Here is a 16,838-nt window from a genome sequence, read left to right as displayed (position 1 = left end):
GCTGATTTTGGCTACACTACCACCGGTAGCAATGTTTCCATAAAGTATCTGTAGGTGACCGGTAGCCTTTACAGGCGCCTCAACCGGCCATATAATTTTCTGTGTATCGAAGTTTAGTTCGGGTACTTCAGCCAGGTTCTCGGCAATGGTTTTACCGGTAACGGTTAAGCAATCGCCATGTAACCAACCTTGTGCAAGGCAATATTTCATTACCGCAGGTACACCGCCTACGTTATGCAGATCTTCCATCATGTATTTGCCGCTTGGCTTCATATCTGCCAGTACCGGGATACGGTTGCTGATGAGCTGGAAATCGTCCTGTGTTAACTTAACGCCAACACTTTTTGCCATGGCTATCATGTGCAATACTGCGTTTGTCGATCCGCCCAATACCATAATTACCACCATTGCATTCTCAAATGCTTCGCGGGTCATGATATCGCTTGGTTTAATATCTTTCTCTAATAATATCTTAATGGCTTTACCGGCAGCCAAACACTCGGCTTTCTTTTCCTCGCTTAATGCAGGGTTTGAAGAGGAGTAAGGCAAGCTCATGCCTAAGGCTTCAATGGCGGCAGCCATTGTGTTGGCAGTATATATACCACCACAGGCACCGGCACTGGGGCAGGCGTTTTTAATTACGCCCATAAAATCTTCGGGAGAGATATCGCCGGCTATCTTTTTACCTAAAGCTTCAAATGCCGATACAATGTTTAAATCCTCACCCTTATAATGGCCAGGTTTAATTGTACCGCCGTATACCATTATAGACGGACGGTTCAATCTGCCCATAGCCATAATAGAGCCCGGCATGTTTTTATCACAGCCAGGCAGGGTAATTAAACCATCATAATATTGTGCGCCTGTAACAGCTTCAATCGAGTCGGCAATGATATCACGGCTCACTAACGAGTAGCGCATACCTTCGGTACCGTTGCTCATGCCATCGCTCACTCCAATAGTGTGAAAAATCAGTCCAACCAAATCCTCGTCCCAAATACCTTTCTTAACAATCTTAGCCAGATCATTTAAATGCATGTTGCAGGTATTACCATCATAACCCATGCTTGCCACACCTACCTGCGCTTTTTTCATGTCCTCGTCTGTTAAGCCAATGCCGTAAAGCATGGCCTGCGCGGCTGGCTGGGTAGGGTCCTGCGTAAAAGTTTTGCTGTACTTGTTTAATTCTACGCCGGTTGTGCTGTTAGATGAACTCATTTTTAGTCTGTGTTTTTATTTCAGGATTTAGGTTTCCTGGTTGTTGTTTTTCTGTTGCCTTAAGATAGCCTAACCAAAAAAAACTGGCAATAGCAGATCATATTTTTTTCAATTAAGTACTATATTAATTTATTGATAAATATATAGTATATATTTCAAAATATGATATAAAATCAGAATATAATTTTTAGTGTACTATACCAAAGTTCAAAACGGTATTCGGTATTGATTTTATGCATGCATAGTAAAAGACGTTTTTTCTGCCTAAAATTAAGGTTGGCTTTAAAAAGTTGTGAAAAAATGGGTGGGTAACGAACTGGTTTACAAGTACACTATTAAACAAAAAAAAGGAGCCTGGTGGGCTCCTTTCAAACATATATAGTGAACTCTTCCGAGTGGTTGCAGATTACAAGCTTGCCATTTTTTCTTCGGCAAGGCGGGCAGCTTCTTTGGTGGTGTTTTTCTCGGTTACATTAGCAGCTACCAAATCTGTTTTGTTAATGGTTGACGACTGGCTGTATTTTACACTATAGTCATTAACTGTACCTGACAGGTTAGCAGTAGAACGGTTGTTTACTGTAAAGTTTGCAGCAAATACATTTAAGTCTAACTGTGCTGATGCGTTGTTATTTAAGTTTACGTTCAGTTCAATTGCTGATAGTTTTCCGTATGATTTTACTACCGCATTATCATAAGCGGTGATGGCACGCAAATCGGCTACGGTAACCAATACTACCAGTTTATCTTTAGCGTAAGATGAGATGCGCAATACACCGTCTTTACCTTGTACCAAAGCATTTTGCTCATAGTATTTGTCGTAAACTTTTACGCCGTCTTTATCACCGTTGGTGATGTAAACTTCAACGTTACCTGAAGCTTCAATTTTGCTGATGTTGTTTACTGCTACATTTACAGCAGTTGCAGTGTTGTTATTAATAGTAGCTGCGTTGGCTACTGATACGCTTAAAGCTATAGTTGCTAAAGTGATAAGGGTTATGATTCTTGTTTTCATGATGTTTATATATTATAATGTTTTCGTTTTTATTATTTTAAATACATCCATAAGACGAGCTCATTTACAAAACGTTACAGCCAAATGGTGTATAAACGACACAATGCCTTAAGAATTCGCTTCTTCTAATAATTTTTTACCTTTTTCGATAGCGTCTTCTATGCTACCAACCAGGTTAAATGCTGCTTCAGGATATTGATCTACTTCGCCATCCATGATCATGTTAAAGCCTTTAATGGTTTCTTTAATATCAACCAATACACCTTTTAAACCGGTAAACTGCTCGGCTACGTGGAACGGCTGAGATAAGAAACGTTGTACACGACGTGCGCGTGATACCACTAATTTATCTTCTTCAGATAGCTCGTCCATACCTAAGATGGCGATGATATCCTGTAACTCTTTATAACGTTGTAAGGTTTCTTTAACACGCTGAGCGGTGTTGTAATGCTCGTCGCCTAAGATAGCAGGGCTAAGGATACGTGAAGTTGAATCCAAAGGATCCACCGCAGGGTATATACCAAGCTCGGCAATTTTACGTGATAATACAGTAGTAGCATCTAAGTGGGCGAAGGTTGTGGCCGGCGCAGGGTCGGTCAAGTCATCCGCAGGTACGTATACCGCTTGTACTGATGTAATTGAACCACGTTTGGTTGACGTAATACGCTCCTGCATGGTACCCATCTCTGTTGCCAGAGTTGGCTGGTAACCTACCGCTGAAGGCATACGGCCTAATAACGCCGATACTTCTGATCCGGCTTGTGTAAAGCGGAAGATGTTATCAACGAAGAATAATATATCACGGCCTTTGCCTTCTGCATCACCATCACGGAAGTACTCAGCAATAGTTAAACCTGAAAGCGCCACACGTGCACGTGCACCAGGAGGCTCGTTCATTTGTCCGAAAACGAAGGTTGCTTTTGATTCTTTTAAAGCTTCGTTGTCGATTTTTGTTAAATCCCAACCACCTTCTTCCATTGAATGCATAAATGCATCACCATATTTTATAATGCCCGATTCCAACATCTCACGTAAAAGGTCATTACCTTCACGTGTACGCTCACCCACACCGGCAAATACTGATAAACCATCATATGCTTTCGCGATGTTGTTGATCAGTTCCCGGATCAATACGGTTTTACCTACACCGGCACCACCAAACAATCCAATTTTACCACCTTTTACATAAGGCTCTAATAAGTCAATAACTTTAATACCGGTAAACAATACCTCAGCCTCAGTTGCCGGTCCTCAAAACGTGGAGGGGCAGCGTGAATTGGGCGGCCATTGGTTTTATCCAGATCGGCAATACCGTCAATAGCGGCACCAACTACGTTAAATACACGGCCTTTAATGTTTTCGCCCACCGGCATTTTAATTGCCGATTCAAGGTCTAAAACTGGCATACCGCGCAATAAACCGTCGGTTGAATCCATGGCCACCGCACGTACGCGGTCTTCGCCTAAGTGCTGTTGAACCTCTAAAACAACCTTTTGGCCGTTTTCTTTAGTGATCTCTAACGCGCTGTAAATTTTAGGAAGATGTGCATTCTCTGCAAAACTAACGTCGACTACCGGACCGATGATCCGTGATATTTTTCCAATGTTTGGCATATATAACCGGGTATTTTTTAAAATATACTTTGTTAAAATAGTTTGAAGCCTTTTCGCGCTATTTCAGGGCGCAAAGTTAAGGTTTATAATACAATATTAAAATACTTAAAGTAAGATTTTTTCAGGCTTTTTTAAACGAAACGGATGTAAACTATTACTTATGGCAGGATATTTTATAAAAACGGGTTATGATTTGTAAAGTACTAATATTTAAATAGTTGTGTAATGATACTTAAGTGGCTAAATCAAGTACTATTTTACCAATGTGGTTACTGCTTTCCATTAATGTGTGGGCGTCGGCCGCTTTTGATGCAGGAAACACGGCATTTATAACAGGTTTTATTTGCCCTGATGCAATTAACGGCCAGATATTTTTTTGCAGCGCTGCTGCGATCTCACTTTTAAAACCGACATCCCTTGCCCGTAAGGCAGAGCCGGTTATGGTTAGCCGTTTGCGCAGGATCAGGGAAAGATCGATCTGCGTATCTTTACCTTCCACCATATTGATCAATACCAGCCGCCCGTCATTCGCCAGCGACTGTAAGTTACGTGAGGTATAGTCGCCGCCTACCATGTCTAAAATAACATCAACACCTTTACCTTTTGTAATCTCTTTTATTAGTGCCGTAAAATCTTCGGTTTTATAATTGATGGCCTTGTCTGCACCCAGATCTTCGCAGAATTTGCACTTCTCTTTCGATCCGGCAGTTACGTAAACAGTGGTGCCCAAAGCCTTAGCCATTTGTATGGCTGTAACGCCAATGCCACTTGAGCCGCCGTGTATCAGTAAACTTTCGCCGGGTTGCAGCCGGGCGCGGTCAAACACATTGCTCCAAACGGTAAAGAAGGTTTCCGGTAATGATGCCGCTTCAATAAAAGTAAGGTTACCGGGGATGGGAAGGCATTGTCCTTCGGGCACGTTGCAATATTCGGCATAACCGCCGCCAACAACCAGCGCGCAAACTTTATCGCCCACTTTAAAACGGGTAACGTTGGCACCGGTATCGGTAATTACACCGGCTATTTCCAAGCCCGGGATATCCTGTGGTGCATCTGCGGGTGGGGGATAGTGACCTTTACGCTGTGCAACATCAGGACGGTTAACACCTGCTGCGGCAACTTTTACCAATACCTCATTAGGGCCATAGGTAGGAATGGGCCTCTCGGCTATTTGTAAAACTTCGGGTGCGCCGGGATGGATTATTACTACTGCTTTCATTTAAAGTAAATATCGGCATAATAACTATTAGTTGATGGCGAATGTTTTGTTAACGCAGGTCCATCCGCATTATCTGCATCTTATATTCGGCAGGCAGCAAGGCATTCCTTAAAAATGCCTCAACCTTTAACCGCCTTAAAAACCGGTAGGCATTTAATATAGGTTTAATCCAGCCGGGTTCGCCCAGGTTAAGTTGATCGCCCACTCGCGGCGGCACCAGCATTAATTGTACTTTTATCAGCAAGGCATACCTTAACCAGCCTAAATGTTTTCTGTATTGCTGGTACAGGTGATAAGTATAGGTACTTTGCGCCAGGTTATCCTGCAGGTGTTCTTCGCGCATTTGTTTCCATTGGACGTAGTTGGCCGGCAAGCCGGTTAAGCCCATCCGTAAACCTACGCGGTAAAACACATTAAAAACCTCAACTTTTTCGGCATGGGTTAGTTCGCGGTCAAGCAGCTCAAATGATCGGATAGAATAATCTATCAGCATAAATAATACGTCGCGGTAAGCCCAGTCGGGTATTTGCGCCCCACGGGCATGTTCAACGCCTTTATGTATAGCGGTTATTTTATCAATGGATTGCAGGGCCGCACCTTCCTCTGCAAATATGATCTGCCGGGCGTAGGTAACTGTGGAAAATAACCTACCCAAAGGATCAGCAGGTAACTTGCCGGTAAAATACAGCCAATCTACCGCTTTATTTAAAGCAAACTCGGCCGCCGAACCGGCGAAGATAAACAGCGTAGTGTCTGCGCTTCCCCAGATCTTCCGTACTATCGAATCTTCTTTTACAAAAAATTTCATACCAAATTCCTTAACTTTTTAATCGTAATGGTTGTTCATTATTTAATAATTTTTCGGCTGCGATTATAAAAAGTACGCCCAAAGTATAGGTTAACAGATCTATAAATGAAAACGAAGTACCCATTAATAAACAGGCTGTTTTCGAGTTTTGCCAACCCAACAAGTTAACCAGATGGAAATATTGTGTTAACTCTACCGGGTAAGCAAATACCAGCACACCAAGCGCGGTTTTTATAACAGGGGTATTAATAAATGTTTTAACAAAGCAGTAAATCAGTATCACCACTAAAAAGTCGCCGCCATAGGGCCTGATAAAGGCGTCATGCAGGTACCTGCCTATCAATAGCTCAATGAAAAATAGCCAGCCGGTTAACATAAAATAGGATGTACTGAATTGAATCATATATAAAAGTACTTTGAATTACAAAGTAAATAATAATAATTTAAAATTGCAAGCCAGCGCTAATAATTACTTAGAGATTATGCTTTGTATTGGTTATTGTTATTTCTTTGCAGAAAAAAATCACAACATGTCATTAACAATAGGCCAGCCGGCACCACAGTTTACTTTATTTTCGTCAGACAAAAAGGAAGTTTCATTAGCCGATTTTAAAGGACGAAAAGTAGTTGTTCATTTTTTTCCACTGGCGTTTACCGGTGTTTGTACCACGCAACTTTGCACCATGCGCGACAGCTTTGGCTATTATGATGGTTTAGGCGCTACTATTTTAGGTATTTCAGTCGATTCGCTTTTTTCATTGGATAAGTTTAAAGAAGAGAACAATTACCAGTTCGACCTGCTATCTGATTTTAATAAAGAAGTATCAGCTGCTTATGGCGCTTTATATGCGGATTTTGCGTTCGGAATGAAAGGTGTATCAAAAAGAGCAGCCTTTGTTATAGATGAAGAACAGAATATTATATATGCCGAGGTGTTAGAAAACGCAGGCGATTTGCCTGATTTTGCGGCAATTGCAGAGAAAGTGAAGTAATTTTCAAATATTTTAGATAGATTTAAAAAGAAATCCTATTTTTGCAGTCCGTTAAAAAAGCGGATATAATCGCATTTGTAGCTCAATTGGATAGAGCATCTCACTACGGATGAGAAGGTTTGGGGTTCGAATCCCTACAAGTGCACATAATAATTTAAGCCTTTCTGTACGATACTGAAAGGCTTTTAATTTGAAAAACGCACATGCTCAACTTAGTGTTATTTGGCCCGCCGGGAGCTGGGAAAGGTACTCAATCACAAAAACTTATTGAAAAATACGGTCTGATACACCTGTCAACCGGTGATTTACTTCGAGGCGAAATTTCACAGGGAACCAAGCTTGGCTTAGAAGCAAAAAAACTAATGGATGAGGGTTTATTGGTGCCTGATGCAGTAGTAATAGGCATGATAAGCAACAAGCTTGACGCTAATAAAGAAGCAAAAGGTTTTATTTTTGATGGTTTTCCACGCACAGTAGCACAGGCAGCCGCGTTAGATGAATTATTGCAAAGCAAAAATCATCTATATCCGGAATGATAGCATTAGAGGTGAATGATGATGAGCTGGAACGAAGATTGTTACTAAGGGGCAAAGAATCTGGCAGGCCCGACGACGCTAACCCTGAAGTAATCCGTAAGCGTATACAGGAGTACAATAGTAAAACAGCTCCGGTTGCCGACTTTTATAAAGGGCAAAATAAGTTTAAAAGTATTAACGGTATTGGTACGGTAGACGAAATATTTGCGTCTATCTGCACTATCATCGATACCGGAAAAATAAATAATTAAAGGTCATTATCTTTGCGAAGTCCGGTAGTTGAAGCTATACAGCTTGTAACTACCGGACTTTGCATCTTTAAGGAAAGTAAATATGTCTGGTTCAAACTTTGTTGATTACGTTAAAATTTGCTGTCGCTCAGGTAAGGGCGGCGCAGGTTCGGCGCATTTGCACCGCGATAAACACACAGCAACCGGCGGTCCCGATGGTGGTGATGGTGGTCGTGGCGGACATATTATTGTAAAAGGTAATGCCCAGTTGTGGACTTTGCTGCACCTGAAATTCAGAAAACATGTCATTGCCGGTGATGGCGACCACGGCAGCAGCTCATTAAGCACGGGTAAAACCGGTCGTGACGAAATACTGGAAGTACCCTTGGGTACTATATGCCGTGATGCAGAAACAGGCGAGATCTTATTCGAAATAAACACCGACGGCGAAACTAAAATATTAACCAAAGGCGGCCGTGGTGGCCTGGGGTAATGCTAATTTTAAAACGGCAACCCGTCAAACCCCGCGTTTTGCACAACCCGGCGAAGAAGGGCTGGAAGTATGGAACATATTAGAGCTTAAGATTTTAGCTGATGTTGGTTTGGTAGGATTCCCTAATGCGGGTAAGTCAACGTTGCTATCGGTAGTATCGGCTGCAAAGCCTGAGATTGCTGACTATGCCTTCACGACGCTCGTGCCTAATTTAGGTATTGTGGCATATCGTAATAACCGATCGTTTGTTATGGCGGATATTCCGGGTATTATAGAAGGCGCATCAAAAGGTAAGGGATTAGGCATTCGTTTCCTGAAACATATTGAGCGTAATGCCGTGCTGTTATTTATGGTACCGGCTGATACCACAAGAACTATACAGGAAGAATACGACATTTTGCTAAAGGAGCTAAACGAATATAACCCCGAACTAATGCACAAACCCCGTGTAATAGCTGTTACCAAATCGGATATGTTGGATGATGAGTTGGTGGCAGAGATGAAACAGCAGGTACCAACAGATATACCATCGGTATTTATATCATCAGTAGCCCAAAAAATATTGATGTTTTGAAAGATTTGCTCTGGAAAGAGATCAACAGCCAATAATAATTAGCCGATTACGCGGTCGCGTATTTTCATGGCAGGATTTCCCTGGTAAATGGAGTATGGCTGCAGATTTTTGTAGCCACGGAACCGGTTGTTAGCACCGCGTGCGAGCCTATAACAAGCCCCCGGTTAACTGTTGCCAGCGCGCCTATCCATGCGCCGGTCTCTATGGTTACCGGGCCTGTAATCAAATCAAATGATGTCTTTTTATAATTGTGGCTACCGGTAATAATAGTGGCTCCTTGCGAGATACATACGTTACTGCTAATAGTAACCATGGCTATATTATCAATCCACACGTTTTCGCCTATCCAAACCTCATCAGCAATGGTGAGCAGCCAGGGGGTATTTTATATTAACGGAGGGTTTTATCTCAACCTGCTTGCCAATTTTAGCACCAAATAAGCGCAACAGCGCCACTTTTATTCCATATACCGGGAATAAGCTTGTTTTAAAAACAAAGCCGCTTACATAATGCCATAGCACTCTTTTAAGCACGCTTCCGCCGGGATGGTAAGGATAGTTATTATAAGACTCCAGGTCAGTTTTTGCATTTTATTTTTTTATAGCTACATCATTTTTCACCCAAAAATAAAGGCCGATGCTTATAACAATATAAATGAATATATTAAAAATTGTGTGGTGATCAATAATCGCCCCCGCGCGTTTATTCCAAAATAAAGCCAACACCACCAGGCGGACTATGTTTAAAAACTGAATAAAAAAGATGCCTGATAGTAAGAACACGATCTTCTCTTTACGCGGTTTTGGATAAGCAAGCACAAAGGCCGAGAAAAAGCTGATAACACCCAACCCCAGGCACGAGTAAACCAATATTATAGATCCATGACCTGCAACCAATAACTCATAATTATTGGTGATCGTAGCAAAGCCAAAGCATCTTAAAACCAAAGCGCTGCATTGTAGCAATACCCAGCGCAATGACTTTATATAATTTAAATGTTCAGCTAAAAATGGACTGTACCGGCCGCCGGGAGTAGTGAGACCAAAGAACAGGATATTGAAGTAATAAAACACCAGGAACAAACCAATAAACCATATGGCAAACTTTATAGGATTGTTTTGCTTATTTGGTATCATTTTTTTGCTTTAAGATTTCATCCATTTTAATATCCACTATCAGCCTGAACCAAAAGCCTTGCAGAAAATGAAATATCACACCAGTACGGCCATCTAAAATACCTAACTGAAATACCATGCGTTGGATAAAGTATAGCATAGGGCGTACATATCGCGGCAGTTTTTGCCACCTTTGTTTGTACCAGGCCTTACGCTGATTAGGCGAACCCCAAAAGCCAGGCTTTTCTGCCAATGTTATTACAGACCGCATACGCTCTACTTCCTGCTCTGCCACCAAATCACTGTAACGGTTGTGTTTGGCTATCCAAAAACTAATGTTATTTTCTTTTAAGTTTTCTTCTAATAAGTGGCCATCTTTCCAGATTTCGGTTTTACCCGGTACTACAAAACGGTGATCCATCTTTTCGGTAGTGTCCGAGTAGCCAATCCCAAACCTGAACATCTTCAATAAGTAAAATGGATAATAACCACCATGCTTTATCCATCGGCCTTTAAAAAAGTTTTTGCGATTAAAGTAAAAGCCATTGGTAGCTGTATGTTCTTCGTCTTTAAAATTAATCAGGTGTTGTTTCAGTTCGGGTGTTACCACCTGATCCGCATCCAAACAAATTACCCATGGCGTTTGCACCGAACAATTTTTAAGTGCGAAATCCCATTGCGTAGGGTGATTTTTAAACGGATTATATAAAAATGTCGCGCCAAATTCCTCACCAATTTTAATTGTAGTATCGGTACTGCCTGAATCAACTATAAAAACTGGAGCATTCAATTCTGCTATTGATTGTAAAAACCGCGGCAGGTGCAACTCTTCATTATAAGTTAAAACAATAAAAGAGTAAGGAGTGCTCAATCTAATCGCGCTTTAATGATCATTGACTTCCAAAAATAGGGCATTCTGCCGCAACCTTTAAACTCAATATTGGTAAACCCGGCATTTATCAGGGCGTTGCTTAGTGTTTTTTTTTGACCATAGTTTAATATGACCTCCGTGCCACATTGGGTTTAAATGTGTATCCCATTTATTAAACAGGCTAAGCACAAGGTTTTTAGATAGCCATGGTAGGGGGTAGATATGATAATTTCGCCCCCGTTTATTATGGCTTCTTTGCAAAAGTTTATAAAGCCTTCAGGATTGTACAAGTGCTCGATAACTTCTGTTGATATAACGGTGTCGAATTTTTTAGCTTGCAGCTCGTCGGGTAATTTACCTGTTGAGAGGTCCTGGAGGAAAAACCTGTCAGGGTTTGCTTTTTTGCAATTGCTATCCCTTCGGCAGATGCGTCTGTACCATAAGCATCATAACCTTTACTTATTAAAAAGTTTGCCAGGTAGCCATTGCCGCAGCCCAGGTCTAATATGCAGCGGCTGGTATTGTTGTTTAGCATTTCCACTATTGGCTCCTTTAAATAATGAAAGGTGTGTGCAGCCGTACTTTCGGTAAATCCGTAATCTTTATACTCAGCCATGGTCAATAATTTGCTGATACATATTTATATACTTTTTAATTAACTGGTCGTCGTCAAAATCGTTATGAATAATTGATGGTGCATTGATCCGGATAGTTGCTAACTTATCCATGTCATTATCAGCTATAGAATTTATCACATCGCTTACAGATTGTGGTGTTGTTTGGCAAATCCATCCTAAATTGTTTTTAGTAACATAGTCTGCCAGGCCAACATGCTCACTTATTAATACGGGTGTGCCCGCGCTTAGGCTTTCAATAACCACATTGCCAAAGTTTTCATTGTATGAAGGTAATACCAACAGATCATGCTCGCTAAAAACATCAAATTTATTTTCGTTTTGGAAACCTATCCAGCTAATGTTATTCTCGCTATGATTATAATGAGCTATATTTTTTAATATGCTTATATAATTTTCGTCACCATCGCCGGCAATGGTTAAATGGTAAGGCGCATTAAGCCGGGGTAAAGCGTGTAATAAAATATCAAGTCCCTTTTTTCTTCCACTCGTGATAAAAAAGAAGCTTTAAAATAGGCCCGTCTGACTTATTTTGAGGTGATGATTTAGCTATTTTAACAAAGTTAGCCAGGTCAAATATCTCGGTAGGCTTTACAATATTTAATAATGTTTTTTTTTTCGGCTGCTGATGTAGCATGCAGGTATGAGCGTTGTAATAATGGTTTGCCTAAAAATTTATGAATCAGTATTTTAATGAGGCTATTTTTGTTTTGGAAGGAATAATCACTTAAAGTTCCGCGAGGAGAGATTACTACCGGTACGTTCCCCGGTTAAGGCAATAAACGCCGAAAATACCGAAACCAGATTCCACCAGGCGTGGATATGTATAATATCAAATTTACGCACATTACGCCAAAGGTTTAATAAAAGACCGGGCGACAAATGGCTATGATCTTTAGTAATGCGTTTAAAGTAGGTTACGCTAACACCATCAACCAATATTGATTTATTTGGATCGATAGCTAACTCGTATTTACCATTAGCGGTTGTTGTAAAAACAGTTACCTCATTACCCGCATTTACTAATTGTTCGCTTAATTTGGCTACAGACATAGTAGGGCCGCCATAAATATAGGCCGGTTTATAGGAAGCATTTATTTGAAGGATTTTCAAATGTCTTCTAATATATTTTGAATCCTGAGTATTTTGCTTAAAATTAGCATGGTAATAAAACTCCAAAAAACAGAATTAAGTAAAAACTCAAAGCTTAAGCCTCGCCAAAAGATTTGGAACAACCCGGCAAATACCAATGCAGTCCCTAAAATATACCCGCCAAATAGCTGTTCGGCTTTTTGGGATATTAATTGTACGGCGGAACCATAAACAAACAAAGCTAAAAATACGCCTAACGCCCCTCCGGATAAGTATCCGTCTACAATGTAAGCAGGTTTTGCCGAAACGTTTGACCCCCTGCGTATAACCCCGAATTGTAAACCCGTTCCATAACCAGTTCTTCGGTAATTGGTTTATTAGGCCAAATAATACGCGGTACAATTACAGTTATTGCTTGTTGTACCAGGTTAAAACCATAATAATCAACATATTGGGGGTCGATTTTATGTAATTTGTAAACATGTCTATTTCGCTTAAACGATATACTAAAAACCCCCAGTTGGTATCTTCACGGGACTCATCACTTAACGCAGCATCAAGCGCCAGTTTATAAGCATCGTCAGCATTAACGTTATCGCCCCATGCATTTGCACGGAAAATGTGGTTATAAGTTGGTAAATACATAAAAAGCAATAATAACACAGGCACAAATGTCATTAGTACTATCCGCTTATAGATAGGGTATAAAAAAACACCTAATATAAGTACACTAACAATAATAGGCTCTTTAAAACCTGAGGTCAACGCTTGGTAAAAATTAGTAAAGTATAAGAATAGACAAAATAAGGTATTAAAAACTTTATTTAACGGTATTGCGAATGCTAATGCCAGTGTGCCGGCAATAAAACTTAAAGAAGAAAATTGAAAATAAAATTGCGTCAGACCATTTATGTGGCTCGCCGTAGGATAAGGGCAGAAATATTATAGCTATCGTTAACAATGTATTGGCCAGCTTCTCTGTATTAACTTTGTACTTATGCTTTATAGGATATTTCATGGATAGAACCATGCCGGTTACAAATGCCGCATGGCCTAAAATATAATACCGCTGGCATTGTGCTGCGAGATCTAAGTTGTCATCATCAATAGTAAAAGTAGCCAGGCCGCTATTATCCATATATCCCAGTAAGTTTAAGAAATAAAATATAGAACTACACGCCATGTAGCCTATAAATATAACCTGCACTAAAAATATTGGGCGCATTAATTGCGCCCCTATTGGCCTATCGTTAGGCAATGGTTTTAGCCATCCACTATAGCAGATAAAAAGATGAAAAATGAACCCAGCCAGGCTACTAAGTAAGACAATACCGGCGAGCCCTTGAGTAATATAGCTAATATCCATGGTACATATAATACTAAGTACCGTTCAAAAGGTTTAGCTGTTGCTTCCATTTTTATAATTTATAATAGCATACGCCTGGTTTGTAAAATTCCAGCCTTTTATTATATGTTTGGAGTTTTTACCTATTTGAGCAAGCTCTGTTTTTCCTTTATTAATCAAATAAGTCATTTTTTCGCTAATATCTTCAATAGACCCTGCCGTGAATATCATTCCGTTTTGATCAGGTTTTACCAGGTCTGCTGCACAACCGACTTTGTTAGAAACCAAAATAGCTTTACCGCAAGCCATAGCTTCATTAACGGCCAGTCCCCGGTTTCGCCCGGGCCTATTGATGGAAGGCAAAAAATATCGCAAGCCTGGTAAATAATAGGCATATAGGTTTGGTTTTTAAAATCCATAAAATGAATATTTGGATTTGACATAGCCTGTTGTTTTAATTTATCTTTTAAAACGCCATTGCCTACAAAAAGTAAATGCGTGTTAACGGCACCTAAATTAATAAAAGCTTTTAATAGTAGGGTAGGGTCTTTTTTAGTCTCAAGTTTACCTGCAAAAAGTATAACTATACTATCAGAATTAAATCCAAACAGGTGCTTTAATTTATCAACTTCTTTGCCTTTCGAATCGGCAAATCTTTCATTATCAATTGCGTGCGGAGCAAAGATCAATTGCTTATCATGCAGACCGTATTTTTTAAAATAAGCCTTATTGTTTATACCTGTATATAGGGCATAATCTACAAGGTGATATACCCATTTTAAATAAACAGATCTGAGCGCATTTTTAAGTCCGGGCTTTTCATCAAGCAAGGTCGAGTCGCCACGGAAAAGTACCGGTATTTTATTTTTAAAATGGCGCATTACTTTTAAGTGGCTTTTGTATGCCCATCCGTAAACTAATACAGTGTCTGGTTTCCGTGCTTCTATATCAGCAATAATAGTGGGATTAACAATACCATTAAAATGATGCGAACCAGGCTCATCTGAGGTGTTTTGCAGCCATTGATAATCATACCCATCTAATAAATTAATATCCCATTTTATAGTTTTATCAAAACCGGGATCATGCTTTTCCATTGAAGCCTCTCCCCACGTGTAAAAAACTTTTACTGATACTTGCTGGGCAAGCAGTTTAAATACGGGGGCATAATACTGTATGGGATGGGTAGTGATAATTGCTAATCGCATGATTATGTTATAGCTAATACCTTATTAAATAACTCGCATTGTTTTTGGGTTGTACTTTTCGCTGTATATTTATTAACCCCTTCTACATCATAATAAGGTACACTAAGTTTGCCAGCCAGTAAACCTGAAAAAAAAGATTTGATACTCGCCTCGATATCTAACGTATTATAACTATAACCTTTTATGCCATAATCGTTTAAAATAGTTAATGCCGAACTTTGCGCGTTAAAAATACCCAACAAAGGTTTTTTTGTTAAAAGGTAGGGGTATAGTTTAGAAGGTGTATATTTTGGATCATCAGATCCGGGTATAAATAAGGCATCAGCCGCCAATAAAGTGTTTAATGAATTGAAATAACTTATCCTGTCTGTAATTTCAATTACATTATTTTCAATACCAAACTTTTTTGCGAGAGGTAATATTGTTGGTTTACCCTGCCCTTTTGGTGCATAGCTGGTGCCAATAAAATAAAGTCTTATTTTACTGTACAATTCAGGTTGTTCTGTTAACCCTTGTTTAAAAGCTTTAAAAAGAGGCGTAATAGCATTATGCATATCAACACCCCCACGGCCGACGTATATTACGTTTTTAAAGTCCGGATCAAGGAGATTAATAAATGCAGACGGGTTATTTATTGCTACATTAATATCAGGCTCAAAACTGCCAAAGGTAATTGTAGCTGCAGGCACGTCTTTAATTTGCGGGTACCTGTTTTTCAGATCTTCAATATAATTTTCAGAGACACTTATCAGGCCGTCAACGCTTTTCATTGCAATAGCTTCGAGGTATTTATGCAATGTATAGGTTAGTTTGTATTTAGGCGGGCGGTGTTCTTTATTATCATAATGATTAGAGTACCGGGGTCCTGCATGTCTATAATATGTGGCACACCAAATTGCTTTTTCCAATGCGCGCCCAATACACATATTGGAAACTGTGTGGTAGAGAAATAGATCAAATCAAATTTTCTCGCTCTCAACAATTCGTCAACTTTTTTACGGTAAAACCAATATGAGCGGAACGCTATGGCGCCAATGCCGGCTTTTGAAGTAATGTTTTTATTTAAAGCTTTTATAGTATGAATTTTAATATCAGCCGGTATAGTTTGTAACAACAAATCATCGGTTTGCATATCGCAATATTGCACATCAACAGTAACAATTTCTGCCTCCCAGCCATATTGTTTAAAATAAGGCAAACTTGTGCGTATGCGCTGCATATCAGGGGTGTTCAACGGCGCAAAATAAGGCGAAATTATTAGCAGGCGTTTCAACAGGTTTGATGTTTATGCAATGTGTGTTCAACGATTTTTAAAAATTTTATACTTTCAAATTCCCAGTTATATTGTTCGTGTCCTAAACGTAAAGCCTCATTTTTAGCCACTGTTAAGAATGGCCTGTCTTTATAATAATTTGAAAGAATTATGGCCATAGCTTTTACATCTCCTGCCGGATAGGTATATCCTATTGTTGGATTTTTTGTTATAAAATCTTTTTGAGCAATAGTATCACTGGCAATAATAGCTAAGCCGGCCTGCATATAAGTGAATAGTTTGTTACTAAGTGCCAAATTATTATGATGTAAGAAGGGTTAATAAATATACAGCGAAAAGTACAACCCAAAAACAATGCGGTTATTTAATAAGGTATTAATCCCGCTATAACATAATCATGCGATTAGTAATTTTGCTACCCATCCCATACGTATTATGCCCCCCGTTTTAAACTGCTTGCCCAGCAAGTATGCAGTAAAAGTTTTTTACGTTTGGAAAACCATAATAATGGAAAGCATGATCCCGGTTTTGATAACTATAAAATGGGATATTAATTTATTAGATGGGTATGATTATCAATGGCTGCAAAACACCTCAGATGAGC

General features: G+C 39.7%; 14 protein-coding genes, 1 tRNA gene and 6 pseudogenes. 4 read left to right on the top strand and 17 right to left on the bottom strand.

The genetic code is table 11. The annotated features are described in order from the left end of the window. The 6 genes and pseudogenes from HK413_RS13560 to HK413_RS13535 form a co-directional block, all read right to left on the bottom strand. Positions 1-1,218, bottom strand: a 1,218-nt coding sequence (locus HK413_RS13560) for a dihydroxy-acid dehydratase domain-containing protein (RefSeq protein WP_175270511.1), incomplete at its 3' end; no start/stop codon positions are given. Positions 1,219-1,624: 406 nt separating this feature from the next. After that, complete coding sequence (locus tag HK413_RS13555; protein WP_175270510.1) at positions 1,625-2,230, bottom strand: GIN domain-containing protein; 606 nt, start codon at positions 2,228-2,230, stop codon at positions 1,625-1,627. A 108-nt stretch (positions 2,231-2,338) separates the two neighbouring features. Beyond that, positions 2,339-3,843, bottom strand: a pseudogene (atpD, locus tag HK413_RS13550) (F0F1 ATP synthase subunit beta). Positions 3,844-4,075: 232 nt separating this feature from the next. Next, a complete protein-coding gene (locus tag HK413_RS13545; protein ID WP_175270509.1) occupies positions 4,076-5,062 on the bottom strand; it encodes an NAD(P)H-quinone oxidoreductase in 987 nt (328 codons plus the stop codon). A 49-nt stretch (positions 5,063-5,111) separates the two neighbouring features. Beyond that, positions 5,112-5,870 (bottom strand): oxygenase MpaB family protein, encoded by a 759-nt coding sequence (locus HK413_RS13540; RefSeq protein ID WP_175270508.1) that lies wholly within the window; start codon positions 5,868-5,870, stop codon positions 5,112-5,114. Positions 5,871-5,880: 10 nt separating this feature from the next. Next, positions 5,881-6,273: a ribosomal maturation YjgA family protein gene (locus tag HK413_RS13535; RefSeq protein WP_175270507.1), complete on the bottom strand. Its 393-nt coding sequence runs from the start codon at positions 6,271-6,273 to the stop codon at positions 5,881-5,883. A 127-nt stretch (positions 6,274-6,400) separates the two neighbouring features. On the opposite strand from HK413_RS13535, the gene HK413_RS13530 reads away from it, so the two are divergent. The 4 genes and pseudogenes from HK413_RS13530 to obgE all read left to right on the top strand — a co-directional run bounded on the left by HK413_RS13530 (position 6,401) and on the right by obgE (position 8,730). Next, positions 6,401-6,862 carry a redoxin domain-containing protein gene (locus tag HK413_RS13530; protein ID WP_175270506.1) on the top strand — a complete coding sequence of 154 codons (462 nt, stop codon included), beginning with the start codon at positions 6,401-6,403 and terminating at the stop codon, positions 6,860-6,862. Positions 6,863-6,933: 71 nt separating this feature from the next. Further along, positions 6,934-7,007 (top strand) — tRNA-Arg (locus HK413_RS13525). A gap of 58 nt (positions 7,008-7,065) precedes the next feature. Further along, positions 7,066-7,649 (top strand): annotated as a pseudogene (locus HK413_RS13520) (adenylate kinase). Between the two features lie 82 nt (positions 7,650-7,731). Further along, positions 7,732-8,730: pseudogene (obgE, locus tag HK413_RS13515) on the top strand (GTPase ObgE). 29 nt (positions 8,731-8,759) lie between these two features. On the opposite strand, the gene HK413_RS18605 reads toward obgE, so the two are convergent. From HK413_RS18605 to HK413_RS13465, 11 genes and pseudogenes are all read right to left on the bottom strand, one after another. After that, entirely contained in the window at positions 8,760-9,029 is a 270-nt protein-coding gene (locus HK413_RS18605) for an LbetaH domain-containing protein (RefSeq protein ID WP_246230546.1), read from the bottom strand. Between the two features lie 256 nt (positions 9,030-9,285). Further along, positions 9,286-10,681: pseudogene (gene xrtY, locus HK413_RS22660) on the bottom strand (exosortase Y). Between the two features lie 152 nt (positions 10,682-10,833). Continuing rightward, the gene (locus tag HK413_RS22435; RefSeq protein WP_394353185.1) at positions 10,834-11,022 is read right to left on the bottom strand and encodes a class I SAM-dependent methyltransferase; all 189 of its coding nucleotides are present in this window, start codon (positions 11,020-11,022) and stop codon (positions 10,834-10,836) included. Continuing rightward, positions 10,947-11,297: a class I SAM-dependent methyltransferase gene (locus HK413_RS15645; RefSeq protein ID WP_217452324.1), complete on the bottom strand. Its 351-nt coding sequence runs from the start codon at positions 11,295-11,297 to the stop codon at positions 10,947-10,949. Before HK413_RS15645 ends, HK413_RS22435 begins: the two co-directional genes overlap by 76 nt. Next, a complete protein-coding gene (locus HK413_RS13490; RefSeq protein ID WP_175270512.1) occupies positions 11,290-11,811 on the bottom strand; it encodes a glycosyltransferase in 522 nt (173 codons plus the stop codon). Before HK413_RS13490 ends, HK413_RS15645 begins: the two co-directional genes overlap by 8 nt. Before the next feature lie 228 nt (positions 11,812-12,039). Further along, positions 12,040-12,429 carry a glycosyltransferase gene (locus HK413_RS13485; RefSeq protein ID WP_175270503.1) on the bottom strand — a complete coding sequence of 130 codons (390 nt, stop codon included), beginning with the start codon at positions 12,427-12,429 and terminating at the stop codon, positions 12,040-12,042. Further along, positions 12,426-13,824 (bottom strand): annotated as a pseudogene (locus tag HK413_RS22430) (exosortase Y-associated Wzy-like protein). Before HK413_RS22430 ends, HK413_RS13485 begins: the two are co-directional and overlap by 4 nt. Continuing rightward, positions 13,808-14,634: pseudogene (locus HK413_RS13475) on the bottom strand (glycosyltransferase family 4 protein). The pseudogenes HK413_RS22430 and HK413_RS13475 overlap by 17 nt, the downstream one beginning before the upstream one ends. A 329-nt stretch (positions 14,635-14,963) precedes the next feature. After that, positions 14,964-15,731 carry a glycosyltransferase family protein gene (locus HK413_RS18590; protein WP_246230542.1) on the bottom strand — a complete coding sequence of 256 codons (768 nt, stop codon included), beginning with the start codon at positions 15,729-15,731 and terminating at the stop codon, positions 14,964-14,966. Positions 15,732-15,766: 35 nt separating this feature from the next. Beyond that, entirely contained in the window at positions 15,767-16,234 is a 468-nt protein-coding gene (locus HK413_RS18585) for a glycosyltransferase family protein (protein WP_246230541.1), read from the bottom strand. Continuing rightward, entirely contained in the window at positions 16,231-16,500 is a 270-nt protein-coding gene (locus HK413_RS13465; RefSeq protein ID WP_175270502.1) for a glycosyltransferase, read from the bottom strand. The genes HK413_RS18585 and HK413_RS13465 overlap by 4 nt, the downstream gene beginning before the upstream one ends. Positions 16,501-16,838 lie beyond the last annotated feature (338 nt).

Source organism: Mucilaginibacter humi (genome assembly GCF_013087555.1).
Note: the sequence above shows the minus strand (reverse complement) of the source record. Positions and strands in the feature narration are given on the sequence as shown.

Excerpts from the sequence above, each read along its gene's own strand:
- HK413_RS13555 (WP_175270510.1), bottom strand. The coding sequence starts at position 2,230 with ATGAAAACAAGAATCATAACCCTTATCACTTTAGCAACTATAGCTTTA.
- HK413_RS13545 (WP_175270509.1), bottom strand. The coding sequence starts at position 5,062 with ATGAAAGCAGTAGTAATAATCCATCCCGGCGCACCCGAAGTTTTACAA.
- HK413_RS13540 (WP_175270508.1), bottom strand. The coding sequence starts at position 5,870 with ATGAAATTTTTTGTAAAAGAAGATTCGATAGTACGGAAGATCTGGGGA.
- HK413_RS13535 (WP_175270507.1), bottom strand. The coding sequence starts at position 6,273 with ATGATTCAATTCAGTACATCCTATTTTATGTTAACCGGCTGGCTATTT.
- HK413_RS13530 (WP_175270506.1), top strand. The coding sequence starts at position 6,401 with ATGTCATTAACAATAGGCCAGCCGGCACCACAGTTTACTTTATTTTCG.
- HK413_RS15645 (WP_217452324.1), bottom strand. The coding sequence starts at position 11,297 with ATGGCTGAGTATAAAGATTACGGATTTACCGAAAGTACGGCTGCACAC.
- HK413_RS18590 (WP_246230542.1), bottom strand. The coding sequence starts at position 15,731 with ATGAAAAGCGTTGACGGCCTGATAAGTGTCTCTGAAAATTATATTGAA.
- HK413_RS13465 (WP_175270502.1), bottom strand. The coding sequence starts at position 16,500 with ATGCAGGCCGGCTTAGCTATTATTGCCAGTGATACTATTGCTCAAAAA.